The organism is Pseudomonas sp. DP-17, assembly GCF_022380625.1.
Classification (GTDB): domain Bacteria; phylum Pseudomonadota; class Gammaproteobacteria; order Pseudomonadales; family Pseudomonadaceae; genus Pseudomonas; species Pseudomonas nitroreducens_A.
In genome coordinates, this window is the sequence record NZ_JAKSXG010000001.1 from 937573 (window position 1) to 949923 (window position 12351).

The 12351-nt window shown below is 64.9% G+C and carries 8 protein-coding genes; 2 read left to right on the forward strand and 6 right to left on the reverse strand.

Annotation, left to right across the window (positions count from 1 at the left end; all coding sequences use genetic code 11):
- Positions 1–60 precede the first annotated feature (60 nt).
- The 6 genes from narI to MJ122_RS04445 all read right to left on the reverse strand — a co-directional run bounded on the left by narI (position 61) and on the right by MJ122_RS04445 (position 9650).
- On the reverse strand, positions 61–747 hold the full coding sequence (gene narI / locus MJ122_RS04420; RefSeq protein WP_088419519.1) for a respiratory nitrate reductase subunit gamma: 687 nt from the start codon (positions 745–747) through the stop codon (positions 61–63).
- A gap of 2 nt (positions 748–749) precedes the next feature.
- The gene (gene narJ / locus MJ122_RS04425; protein ID WP_239742518.1) at positions 750–1502 is read right to left on the reverse strand and encodes a nitrate reductase molybdenum cofactor assembly chaperone; all 753 of its coding nucleotides are present in this window, start codon (positions 1500–1502) and stop codon (positions 750–752) included.
- Positions 1503–1507: 5 nt separating this feature from the next.
- Entirely contained in the window at positions 1508–3049 is a 1542-nt protein-coding gene (gene narH, locus MJ122_RS04430; protein ID WP_088419515.1) for a nitrate reductase subunit beta, read from the reverse strand.
- A gap of 11 nt (positions 3050–3060) precedes the next feature.
- On the reverse strand, positions 3061–6840 hold the full coding sequence (locus MJ122_RS04435; protein ID WP_239742520.1) for a nitrate reductase subunit alpha: 3780 nt from the start codon (positions 6838–6840) through the stop codon (positions 3061–3063).
- A gap of 95 nt (positions 6841–6935) precedes the next feature.
- A complete protein-coding gene (locus MJ122_RS04440) occupies positions 6936–8339 on the reverse strand; it encodes a NarK family nitrate/nitrite MFS transporter (protein WP_239742522.1) in 1404 nt (467 codons plus the stop codon).
- Positions 8340–8351: 12 nt separating this feature from the next.
- Complete coding sequence (locus MJ122_RS04445) at positions 8352–9650, reverse strand: nitrate/nitrite transporter (protein ID WP_088419509.1); 1299 nt, start codon at positions 9648–9650, stop codon at positions 8352–8354.
- Positions 9651–9823: 173 nt separating this feature from the next.
- Between MJ122_RS04445 and MJ122_RS04450 the strand changes: the two genes are divergently transcribed.
- Both MJ122_RS04450 and narL read left to right on the forward strand, forming a co-directional pair.
- Positions 9824–11686 carry a histidine kinase gene (locus MJ122_RS04450; protein ID WP_239742525.1) on the forward strand — a complete coding sequence of 621 codons (1863 nt, stop codon included), beginning with the start codon at positions 9824–9826 and terminating at the stop codon, positions 11684–11686.
- Positions 11683–12336 (forward strand): two-component system response regulator NarL, encoded by a 654-nt coding sequence (gene narL, locus MJ122_RS04455; protein WP_088419505.1) that lies wholly within the window; start codon positions 11683–11685, stop codon positions 12334–12336. The genes MJ122_RS04450 and narL overlap by 4 nt, the downstream gene beginning before the upstream one ends.
- Positions 12337–12351: the final 15 nt, after the last annotated feature.

Below are 12351 nucleotides of genomic sequence, written 5' to 3' on the forward strand. Positions count from 1 at the left end.
GGGAGAGGGGGAAGAGCATCAGGTGGGGCGACTAACGCGCCGGCGTTAGTCGCCGCTTCGTCACGCTGCGCGACGCTTGGTGCGGACCACCTGGTAGCGGCGGCCGAAGTACCACACCGGGGCGCTGACGATGTGCACCAGACGGGTGAAGGGGAACAGCACGAACAGGGTCAGGCCGAGGGTCACGTGCAGCTTGTAGACCAGCGAGACCGGCGCGATCGCTTCGGCGGCGGCCAGCGGCTGGAAGGTGACGATGGACTGCGCCCAGTCAGCAAGCATGACCATCACCGAACCATCCAGGTGATGAGTCGATGCGGCTATGGTGGACAGGCCGAGGATCAGCTGGACGTAGAGCACCAGCAGGATCATCAGGTCCGAGGCGTTGCCGGCGGCACGGACGCGCTCATTGGTCAGGCGCCGCAGGATCAGGCCGGTCAGGCCGATGAAGCAGAGGACGCCGAAGAAGCCGCCGGAAACCATCGCCAGCAGTTGCTTCTGCTCGGTGCTGATGAGGTGCCCGTAGACCGAGTGCGGTGTCAGCAGGCCGACGAAGTGGCCAGCGAGGATGAACAGCACACCGACGTGGAACAGGTTGCTGTAGACCCGCATGCCCTTCTTGCTCAGCATCTGGCTGGAGCCGGCTTTCCAGGTGTATTGCGAAAGGTCGAAGCGCGCCCAACTGCCGATCAGGCAGATGGCGAGCGCAACGTAGGGATAGACCCCGAAGGCTAGAAGATCGAGGGACATGTTCAGACTCCTTCTCTGGCCGCCCGGTACTGCATCTGCGGCACCGGCTGGGCGACCCACTGCATGGGTTGTTCGGCGGCGGAGGAAATCCGCCGGGCGCTGGTGGACGGGCAACCGGCGGCGGGCTCGGTAAAGCTCACCGGGGTTTCCTCCCAGGCCTTGTCGATGGCTTCGAGGCTGTCGTCGCGCACCTCCTGCTCGCGGTCGCGCTTGAGCGCGCCGAGGTCAGGCTGTTCGCCGGACAGCTCCAGCAGGCTGTGGAAGACGGCCGCATAGCTGCTGCCGCGCTCTTCCAGGCGCAGGGCGATCAGCGCGAGGATGTGCGCGACTTCGGCCAGGCCGACGCGCGCCGACTCGGCGTCCTGCAGGGCGAGGAACTCCAGGTACAGCGGCAGGTAGTCCGGCAGCTCGTTGACGTCGATGACCAGGCCCGCCTGGGTGTAGCGGTCCATCAGGTCGACCATCGCCTGGCCACGGTCACGGCTTTCGCCGTGCACGTGTTCGAACAGCAGCAGGGAGACCGAGCGGCCGCGCTCGAACAGGCCGTCGTAACGGGCCTGCACGTCGAGGATGTCACCCTTGCACAGCTCGTTGAGCAGCGCGGCGAGGCTGTCGCGCTGCTTTTCCGGCAGGTCGCAGGTGCGGATCAGCGCATGCAGCGCCAGGCTTTCCTCACGCAGTTCGACGCGCGGATAGTCCAGCAGCAGCGCGCTGAGCTTCAGTAACTGGCTATGGCTCTCAAGGGAAATGCCCATGGCTGTCACTCCTGTATCTGCACGGTCTGGATGACGTTGCGCTTGTCCACCGGCTTGCCGCCGAACAGGTTGACGCTGGAGTTGGAGTTGCTGGAACAACCGTTGCCGAAGCTGAAGCCGCAACCCGAACGCTCGGCGAACGCGTCCGACAGCGCCTCTTCGCGATGCGCGGACGGAATGACGAAACGATCCTCGTAGTTGGCGATGGCCAGGTAACGGTACATCTCCTCCACCTGGTTCACGGTCAGGCCGACCTTCTTCAGCACGTCCAGGTCCTGCTTGCCCTCCACGTGCTCGGCACGCTTGTAGGCGCGCATGGCCAGCAGGCGCTTGAGGGCCAGCAGCACCGGCGCGGTGTCGCCGGCAGTCAGCAGGTTGGCCAGATACTGCACGGGAATGCGCAGCGACTCGACATCCGGGATCACCCCGTCGCTGCCGATATGGCCTTCGGCGGCAGCGTTCTGGATCGGCGACAGCGGCGGCACGTACCAGACCATCGGCAGCGTGCGGTATTCCGGGTGCAGCGGCAGGGCCAGCTTCCAGTCCATGGCCAGCTTGTACACCGGCGACTTCTGCGCGGACTCGATGACGCTGTCCGGCACGCCGTCCTTGCGCGCCTGCTCGATCACTTTCGGGTCGAACGGGTCGAGGAAGATTTCCAGCTGCTTCTGGTACAGCTCGCGCTCGTTCTCGCAGGTGGCCACTTCGTGAATACGGTCGGCGTCATACAGCAGCACGCCAAGGTAACGGATGCGGCCCACGCAGGTTTCCGAGCAGACGGTCGGCTGGCCGGCCTCGATGCGCGGGTAGCAGAAGATGCACTTCTCGGATTTGCCGCTCTTCCAGTTGAAGTAGATCTTCTTGTACGGGCAGCCGCTGATGCACATGCGCCAGCCACGGCACTTGTCCTGGTCGATCAGGACGATGCCGTCTTCCTCGCGCTTGTAGATCGCGCCGCTCGGGCACGAGGCCACGCACGCCGGGTTCAGGCAGTGCTCGCACAGGCGCGGCAAGTACATCATGAAGGTGTTTTCGTACTCACCGTAGATGTCCGCCTGGACCTGGTCGAAGTTCTTGTCCTTGCGGCGCTTGGCGAACTCGGTACCGAGGATTTCTTCCCAGTTGGGGCCCCACTCGATCTTCTGCATGCGCTGGCCGGAGACCAGCGAACGCGGCCGGGCAACCGGCTGGTGCTGCGCCTTGGGCGCGGTGTGCAGGTGCTGGTAGTCGAAGTCGAAGGGCTCGTAGTAGTCATCGATTTCCGGCAGGTCGGGGTTGGCGAAGATGTTCGCCAGCACGCGGAACTTGCCGCCGATGCGCGGGACGATGGAGCCGTCGGCGTTGCGCTTCCAGCCGCCCTTCCACTTCTCCTGGTTTTCCCACTCTTTCGGGTAACCGATGCCGGGCTTGGTTTCGACGTTGTTGAACCAGGCGTACTCGACGCCTTCGCGGCTGGTCCAGACGTTCTTGCAGGTGATGGAGCAGGTGTGGCAACCGATGCATTTGTCGAGGTTCAGCACCATGCCGACTTGCGAACGAATTTTCATGGCAGTAATCCTCAAATGTCCTGGGGCAGCGGTTGCGGCAGGGCGTCACCGCCCAGTCCGCCCTGCTCCGGCTCGTCGAGCCAGTCGACCTTGTTCATCTTGCGCACCACGACAAACTCGTCGCGGTTGCAGCCGACGGTGCCGTAGTAGTTGAAGCCCCACGCCTGCTGGGCGTAGCCGCCGATCATGTGGGTGGGCTTGAGGACCACGCGGGTCACCGAGTTGTGGTGGCCGCCGCGGGTGCCGGTGGTCTCGCTGCCCGGCAGGTTCACGATGCGTTCCTGGGCGTGGTACATCATCACCATGCCGTCCTTCACCCGCTGGCTGACCACGGCGCGGCAGGTCGCGGCGCCGTTGGCGTTGAAGACCTCGACCCAGTCGTTGTCCTCGATGCCGACGCTCCTGGCATCGTTCTCGCTCATCCAGATGATCGGGCCGCCGCGCGACAGGGTGAGCATCAGCAGGTTGTCGCTGTAGGTGGAGTGGATGCCCCACTTCTGGTGCGGGGTGATCCAGTTCAGGGTGATCTCGGCGTGACCGTTGGGCTTCTTGTTGAACAGCTTGTCGGTGCTGCGGGTGTTGACCGGCGGCCGGTAGCTGACGAAGCCCTCGCCGAAGGCCTGCATCCAGGGGTGATCCTGGTAGAACTGCTGGCGTCCGGTGAGGGTGCGCCATGGGATCATCTCGTGGACGTTGGTGTAGCCGGCGTTGTAGCTCACGTGCTCATCTTCCAGGCCCGACCAGGTGGGGCTGGAGATGATCTTGCGCGGCTGCGCCTGGACGTCGCGGAAGCGGATCTTCTCTTCTTCCTTGGGCAGCGCCAGGTGGGTGTGGTCACGGCCGGTGAACTTCGACAGCGCTTCCCAGGCCTTCACGGCGACCTGGCCGTTGGTTTCCGGCGCCAGGGCGAGGATCACCTCGGCGGCGTCGATGGCGCTCTCGATGCGTGGGCGGCCTTGGCTGACACCCGGCTCGGTGACCTTGTGGTTCAGCTCGCCGAGCAGCTTGATTTCCTTGTCGGTGTTCCAGCCGATGCCCTTGCCGCCGTTGCCGAGCTTGTCCAGCAGCGGGCCGAGGGAGGTGAACTTCTTGTAGGTGTTGGGATAGTCACGCTCGACCACATGCAGGGTCGGCATGGTCCGGCCGGGAACCGGTTCGCACTCGCCCTTCTTCCAGTCGCTGCCGCCGAACGGCTGCGCGAGTTCGTTGGCGGTGTCGTGCAGCAGCGGCACGGTGACCAGGTCCTTCTCCACGCCCAGGTGGCCGACGGAAACCTCGGAGAACTTCCTGGCGATGGCCTTGTAGATCTCCCAGTCGCTCTTGGCTTCCCAGGCCGGGTCGGTGGCAGCCGACAGCGGGTGGATGAAGGGGTGCATGTCGGAGGTGTTGAGGTCGTCCTTCTCGTACCAGGTGGCGGTCGGCAGGACGATGTCCGAGTACATGCAGGTAGAGGACATGCGGAAGTCGAGGGTGGTGACCAGGTCCAGCTTGCCTTCGGCGCCCTCATCCACCCAGTCGACTTCGCCCGGGCAGGGGCCGCCGGCCTTGCCGAGGTCGTCGTTCATCACGCCGTTCTTCGCACCCAGCAGGTACTTGAGCATGTACTCGTGGCCCTTGCCCGAGGAGCCGAGCAGGTTGGAGCGCCAGATGAACATGTTGCGCGGGAAGTTCTGCGGATCGTCCGGTTGCTCGCTGGCCACACGCAGGTTGCCGGCCTTGAGTTCACGGACCACGTAGTCCTGCACCGGAATGCCGGCGCGCTCGGCATCGGCGGCGATGTGCAGCGGGTTGCGGTTGAGCTGCGGTGCGGACGGCAGCCAGCCCATGCGCTCGGCGCGGATGTTGTAGTCCAGCGCGTGCTCGGGGAACTGCCTGGTATCGGCCAGCGGCGAGAGGACTTCGTGCATCGAGATCTTCTCGTGGCGCCACTGCGAGCTGTGCAGGTAGAAGAAGCTGGTACCGTTCATCTGCCGCGGCGGACGGCTCCAGTCGGTACCGAAGGCCAGCGGGACCCAGCCGGTCTGCGGGCGGAGCTTTTCCTGGCCGACGTAGTGCGCCCAGCCGCCACCGCTCTGGCCGATGCAGCCGCACATCATCAGCATGTTGATGACCGCGCGGTAGTTCATGTCCATGTGGTACCAGTGGTTCATCGCGGCGCCGATGATGACCATGGCCTTGCCGTGGGTCTTGTCGGCACTGTCGGCGAACTCGCGGGCCACCTGGATCGCGCGGGCAGCCGGCACGCCGGTGATGCGGGCCTGCCAGGCCGGGGTGTAGGGCACGTCGGCGTCCGTGTAGGAGGCCGCGACGTTGCGGCCACCCAGGCCACGGTCGACGCTGTAGTTGGCCATCTGCAGGTCATACACGGTGGCGACGCGCAGGGTCTTGCCGTCGGCGCCGACGATCTCGCGGAAGGGCACGCGGCGTACCAGCACCTCGTCGTTGTCCACGCCCTTGAAGTGCGGATGTTCCTGGCCGGCGAAGTAAGGGAAGCCGACGTCGCAGGCGTTTTCCGGGCCGTCGATCAGGGTCAGGGCCAGGCGGGTTTCACGCTTCTCGCCGCCCTCGGTTTCCTCGATGTTCCACTTGCCCGACTCGCCCCAGCGGTAGCCGATGGCGCCGGTGGGCGAGACCAGCTCGCCGGAGATTTCGTCCAGGCCGATGGTCTTCCACTCGGGGTTGTTGTCCTGGCCGAGGTTGTTCGCCAGGTCCGCCGCGCGCAGGTAGCGGGTCGGCTTGAGCACGCCGTCGGTGTGCGGCTCGAGCAGCACCAGCATCGGCATGTCGGTGTACTGGCGGCAGTAGTCGACGAAGTAGGCGCTGGGTTTCTCGAGGTGGAATTCCTTGAGGATGACGTGACCAAAAGCCATGCCCAGCGCGGCGTCGGTGCCCTGCTTGGGGTTGAGCCAGAGGTCGGTGAGCTTGGCCACTTCGGAATAGTCCGGGGTGACGGCTACGGTCTTGGTGCCCTTGTAGCGGACTTCGGTGAAGAAGTGCGCGTCGGGGGTACGGGTCTGCGGGACGTTGGAGCCCCAGGCAATGATGTAGCTGGAGTTGTACCAGTCGGCCGATTCCGGCACGTCGGTCTGCTCGCCCCAGATTTGCGGACTGGCCGGCGGCAGGTCGCAGTACCAGTCGTAGAAGGACAGGCAAACGCCACCGATCAGCGACAGGTAGCGGGCGCCAGCCGCGTAGCTGACCATCGACATGGCCGGGATCGGCGAGAAGCCGATCACGCGGTCCGGGCCGTAGGTCTTGGCGGTGTAGACGTTGGCGGCGGCGATGATCTCGGTGACCTCGTTCCAGCTCGAACGGATGAAGCCGCCCAGGCCGCGCTCGCTCTTGTAGCTTTTCGCCTTGGCCTTGTCCTCGACGATGCTGGCCCAGGCGTCCACCGGGTCGTTGTGGGCAGCGCGGGCTTCACGCCAGAGCTTGAGCAGCGGCTTGCGCACCTTGGGATATTTCAGGCGGTTGGCGCTGTACATGTACCAGGAGTAGCTGGCGCCACGGGGGCAGCCGCGCGGCTCGTGGTTGGGCAGGTCCGGGCGGGTGCGCGGGTAGTCGGTCTGCTGGGTTTCCCAGGTGATCAGGCCGTTCTTCACGTAGATCTTCCAGGAGCACGAGCCGGTGCAGTTCACCCCGTGGGTGGAGCGAACGATCTTGTCGTGCTGCCAGCGCTGCCGATAACTGTTTTCCCAGGCACGGCTTTCGTTGGTGACCTCGCCGTGACCATCGGCGAATTCACCCTGCTTCTTCTTGAAGAATTGCAGGCGGTCGAGTAGGTAACTCATCTGTATCTCCTCACCCGGTCTACGCCGGGCGTTCAAACGCTAATCAAGCTCGCGGAACAGGGGGTGGCGGGCGCACGGCACGCCCGCCACGGCAGTCAGCAGGGACTCTCGGCCCCTTTACGGGCGTACCACCACCAGGTGGCGACAATGCAGCTCAGGTAGTACGCGACAAAGACGTAGAGGGCGCCTTCGGCGCTGCCGGTCATGGCCAGCGAAGTACCGAAAGCCTTGGGAATGAAGAAGCCGCCGTAGGCACCGATGGCCGCCGAGAAACCGATCACTGCCGCGGACTCCATGCTGGCGCGCTTGGCCGCGTGGGCTTCGGTGACGTGGCCTTGCTTCAGGCGCGCCGCCCACTCGTTGCGGAAGATCACCGGGATCATCCGGAAGGTGCTGCCATTGCCGATGCCGGCAAAGAAGAAGAGCGCAATGAAGGAACCGAGGAAGCCGAAGAAGCTGCCAGCGCCGTTCGCACCCGGCAGGAAACTGATCACGGCGAACACACCGGCGATCATCGCCGCGTAGTTCCACAGGGTGATGCGCGCGCCGCCGAACTTGTCGGCCAGCCAGCCGCCCAGCGGCCGGCTCAGGGCTCCTACCAGCGGGCCGAGGAAGGCGTACTGCAATGGGTTGATGTCCGGGAACTGGGTCTTGCTGAGCATGGCGAAGCCGGCGGAGAAGCCGATGAACGAGCCGAAGGTGGCCACGTACAGCCAGCACATCAGCCAGTTGTGCTTACGCTTGAAGATCACCGACTGCTCAAGGAAGGAGGCCTTGGCATCGGCGATGTCGTTCATGCCGAACCAGGCGGCCACCGAGACTGCGGCGATGAAGGGCACCCAGATCCAGCCAGCGTTCTGCAGGAACAGCCGACCGCCGTCGGACAGCTGCTGCGGCTCGCCACCGAAAGCGCCGAACAGGCCACCGGCCACGGCCAGCGGTACGGCGAACTGCATCACCGAGACGCCCAGGTTGCCCAGGCCGGCGTTCAGGCCCAGGGCAGTGCCTTGCTGGCTCTTGGGGTAGAAGAAGCTGATGTTGGACATGCTGGAGGCAAAGTTGCCGCCGCCGAAACCGCACAGCAGCGCGATACAGGCGAACACCCAGTAGGGAGTGGTCGGGTCCTGCACGGCAAAACCCAGCCAGAGGCACGGAATCAGCATCGAGGCCGTGGACAGTGCCGTCCAACGCCGGCCGCCGAAGATCGGCACCATGAAGGAATAGAAGATCCGCAGGGTCGCACCGGAGATCGACGGCAGCGCGGCAAGCAGGAACAACTGGTCGTTGCTGAAGCTGAAGCCGGCGGCGTTCAGGCGAACGGTGACGGTGCTCCAGATCATCCATACGGCGAAGGCGAGCAGCAGCGCGGGGATCGAGATCCACAGGTTGCGCGCGGCGATACGCTTGCCGCTGCGCGCCCAGAACTCGGGATCCTCGGGGCGCCAGTCGATCAGCAGCGGACCGCTGGCGGCTTTGAGTTGGGAATTGATCATGCCCATGACGGCACTACCTCAGGATTTGGAAGGAATGGGAGTAGCGTCGACGTCGGCCGCCCGGGCCTGGCCGTCGAGGCGTTGCTGCTGCTTGATCGCGTAGTGCATCCAGACCATGCAGATCACGGTGAGGCCGAACAGCAACATGAAGCAGGAGGAGCGCACGCCAATGTGGTCGGCGGCGTAGCCGAACAGGATCGGCAGGCAGAAGCCGCCAAGGCCGCCAATGACCCCGACCATGCCGCCGACCGTGCCCATGTTCTGCGGGTAGTAGTCGTGGATGATCCGGTACACGCTGGCCTTGCCGAAGCCCTGGGCGATGCCCACGACGAACACCAGGAAGGTGAACAGCCAGACGTTCAGGCCGATGCCGAGGCTGACGTCGCCCTTGATGCCATGGATGGTCATGGTGGTCGGCGGGTAGGACAGGAAGAACAGGCAGACCAGGCAGATCCAGAACACGCCCCAGTTCACCGCCCGAGCGCCGTAGTGGTCGCTGAACCAGCCGCCCAGGGCGCGGATCAGGCCCGACGGCAGGGTGAACAGCATGGTGATGAAGGACGCGGTGCGCAGGTCCAGGCCGTATTCGGCGATGTAGTACTTGGGCAGCCACAGGGCGAGGGCAACGAAGCCGCCGAAGACAAAGAAGTAGTACAGGCCGAAGCGCCACACGCGCAGCTCGCCCAGCGGCGCCAGCTGCTTGGCCAGGGTCGGGCGCGGACGGCTCGGGTCGGCGTCGCCGCCCTTGGCGTGGGCCGGGTCGGTCCAGGTGCAGAACCAGAACAGCAGCGCGGTCACCAGCATGGCCACCGAGTAGATCTGCGGGACCATGCGCCAGCCGAAAGCGACCACGATCATCGGCGCCACCAGGTTGGTGATCGCCGCGCCCGCGTTGCCGGCGCCGAAGATGCCCATGGCGGTGCCCTGGCGCTCCTTCTCGAACCACGAGGAGGTGTAGGCGATGCCCACGGCGAAGGAGCCACCGGCCAGGCCGACGAACAGGCCCAGCACCAGGTAATGCCAGTAGAGGGTGGCGAAGGCCAGGCCGTAGATCGGGATGGCCACCAGCAGCATGTGGATGAAGAACACGATGCGCCCGCCGAAGCGGTCGGTGATCAGCCCCAGCGGCAGGCGCACCAGCGAACCGGTAAGGATCGGCAGCGCCACCATCAGGCCGAACTGGGCTTCGGACAGCCCCAGCTCCTCCTTGATGCGGATACCGATGATCGAAAACATCGTCCAGACCGCGAAGTTCACGGCGAACGCCAGTGTGCTCATACCGAGCACGGAGTACTGTTTCTGACGGTGGGACAACATGGCTAAGCTCACTTCCTGACAGCCTTTGCCCGCACGTTAGGTAAGGACTAGTCGCCTTCTCTTGATCGCCATCAATGAGCGAAAGGGCGATTCATGAGCAGATGCGCGCCGCTACCTCCTAGTGGGTATCCCCGATATGAATGCTTAACCTATTGTTTTAAAAGGCATTTACCATGAATACGGCACACACTGCCGAGCCTTCCGGCAACGACCGATTCTTTGTGGGTAGTCCCCCCTCCGGACGCCCTTCCCTGCGCAAATCCATCGTCGTGCGCTTCGGCTGCTACCTCACTCTGCTGGTCTCCCTGGCATTGGCCGGCATGTTCAGCGCACTGCTGTTCGCCGACTACTCGCACCAGGACGCGGCGGTGATCAACCAGGCCGGCTCACTACGGATGCTCACCTACCGCCTGGCGCTGGACCCGTCGCCGATCAACCGCCAGGCCCTGCAATCAACCCTCGCCGCCCGCCTGGACAACGATGAAATCACCCGGCTGCTGCGCCGCTCCAACGCCGACGCGCCGATCCGCCAGCAGCACGACCAGTTGCGCAAGGAACTGCGGAGCCTCGATCTCTCCGAAGCGCCAGCCCTGGCCACCCTCGACACCTTCGTCGGGCACATCGACGGCTTTGTCGGCACGCTGCAGCGCAACGCCGAACACCGTTCGCAACTGCTCAGCACAGTGCAGGGCCTGTGCCTGTTTCTCAGCCTGCTGGTGGTATTCATCAGTCTCTACGACCTGAGCTACCACGTCGTCGGCCCGCTGCGCGAGCTCACCACCACGGCCCGCCGCCTGGGCGAGGGTGACCTCGACGCCAGGGTCAGTAGCAGCGGCGAGGACGAGTTGAGCCAACTGGGCGAACGCTTCAACCAGATGGCCGAGGAGCTGCAGGCCAGCTATCGCGAGCTGGAAGCACGGGTGGAAGACAAGACCCGCGATCTTTCCAACAGTCACCAGCGCCTGGAGCTGCTCTATGACAGCGCCCGCCGCCTGGGCCAGGACCCGTACGACGAACGCTCGCTGCAGCCGCTGCTCAACCAGCTCGAACGCGTGCTGCAGGCCGGCAAGGTAACGCTGTGCCTGAACAAGGACGGGGTCGAGCGCGCCTATTCCTCCCTGACCACCGACGGCATCACCGGGAGCTTCTGCCTGCAGGGCAATTGCGGTGAGTGCCGCGCCCAGGCCGACCACTGCAACAACCCGATCCGTGGCATCAACCCGCTGCTGATGCAGCCGTTGTCCATCGGCGAGCACCGCTTCGGCGAGCTGTTCATCGAGACCGCCGACGGCCGCCTGGAAGACTGGCAGCAGCAGTTCGTCGAGGGCTTCTGCGACAACATCGCGCGCACCTTCGCCCTGTCCCTGCAACAGGAACAGGAGAACCGCCTGGCGCTGTTCGCCGAGCGCAGCACCATCGCCCGCGAGCTTCACGACTCGCTGGCGCAGTCGCTGTCCTACCTGAAGATCCAGGTCAGCCGCCTGGCCACCCTGCTCAAGCGTGACGTGCCTGCGCAGAAGATCGACGAAACTCTCGACGAGCTGCGCGAAGGCCTCAACGGCGCCTACCGTCAGCTGCGCGAACTGCTCACCACCTTCCGCCTGAGCCTGGAGCAATCCAGCCTGGAAGCGGCGCTGGTGAAAACCGTGGAGGAGTTCGGCGAGCGCGGCGGGCTTGCCATCGAGCTGGATAACCGTCTGGCGCACATTCCGCTCAACCCCAACGAGGAAATCCATATCCTGCAGATCGTCCGCGAGGCCCTGTCCAACGTGGTACGGCATGCCCAGGCAAACCACGCGACAGTCACCCTGTTCGAGGATGCCGAGGACCAGGTGTGCATCACCGTGGACGATGACGGCGTCGGCTTTGACCCAGCGCAGAGCCGCAACGGGCACTACGGGCTTAGCATCATGCGGGAGCGCAGCCAGACCCTGGAAGCCACCTTCGCCATCGCCCCGCGCGAACCGCAAGGCACTCGGGTCAGCGTGCGCTTCACCCACAAACCCCTGTCGCAGTATCCGGAGACCCACCCATGACGGCCGCCCCCACCGATGACCGCGCGCGCATCCTGCTCGTCGACGACCACCCGATGATGCGCAAGGGTGTGGTCCAGCTACTGGAATTCGAGGACGACCTGGAAGTGGTGGGCGAAGCCGGCAGCGGTGAGGAAGCGCTGCGCATGGCGGCGGAGCTGGAGCCTGACATGATCCTGCTCGACCTCAACATGAAGGGCATGACCGGCCTCGACACCCTGCGCGCCATGCGCGAGAACGGCGAGGACGCGCGCATCGTGGTGTTCACCGTCTCCGATGACCGCAACGACGTGATCAACGTGCTGCGCGCCGGCGCCGACGGCTACCTGCTCAAGGACATGGAGCCCGAGCGCCTGCTGGAGCACATCCGCCAGGCCGCCACCGGCCAGCTCACCATCAGCCCGCAGCTGACCCAGGTGCTGGCCCAGGCCCTGCGCGGCGACGACCGCCCCAAGGGCATCGAGGAACTCACCGACCGCGAGCGGCAGATCCTCCGCCAACTCGCCCACGGCTACAGCAACAAGATGATCGCGCGCAAACTCGACATCACCGAAGGCACCGTGAAGGTCCACGTGAAGCGAGTGCTGCACAAGCTGGGCATGCGCTCACGTGTGGAAGCTGCGGTCTGGGCGGTGGAGAACCACCTCGTCTGACCTCGATGGCAGCCG

Coding starts and splice junctions, on each gene's coding strand:
- narI (WP_088419519.1), bottom strand. CDS start 747: ATGTCCCTCGATCTTCTAGCCTTCGGGGTCTATCCCTACGTTGCGCTC.
- narJ (WP_239742518.1), bottom strand. CDS start 1,502: ATGGGCATTTCCCTTGAGAGCCATAGCCAGTTACTGAAGCTCAGCGCG.
- narH (WP_088419515.1), bottom strand. CDS start 3,049: ATGAAAATTCGTTCGCAAGTCGGCATGGTGCTGAACCTCGACAAATGC.
- MJ122_RS04435 (WP_239742520.1), bottom strand. CDS start 6,840: ATGAGTTACCTACTCGACCGCCTGCAATTCTTCAAGAAGAAGCAGGGT.
- MJ122_RS04440 (WP_239742522.1), bottom strand. CDS start 8,339: ATGGGCATGATCAATTCCCAACTCAAAGCCGCCAGCGGTCCGCTGCTG.
- MJ122_RS04445 (WP_088419509.1), bottom strand. CDS start 9,650: ATGTTGTCCCACCGTCAGAAACAGTACTCCGTGCTCGGTATGAGCACA.
- MJ122_RS04450 (WP_239742525.1), top strand. CDS start 9,824: ATGAATACGGCACACACTGCCGAGCCTTCCGGCAACGACCGATTCTTT.
- narL (WP_088419505.1), top strand. CDS start 11,683: ATGACGGCCGCCCCCACCGATGACCGCGCGCGCATCCTGCTCGTCGAC.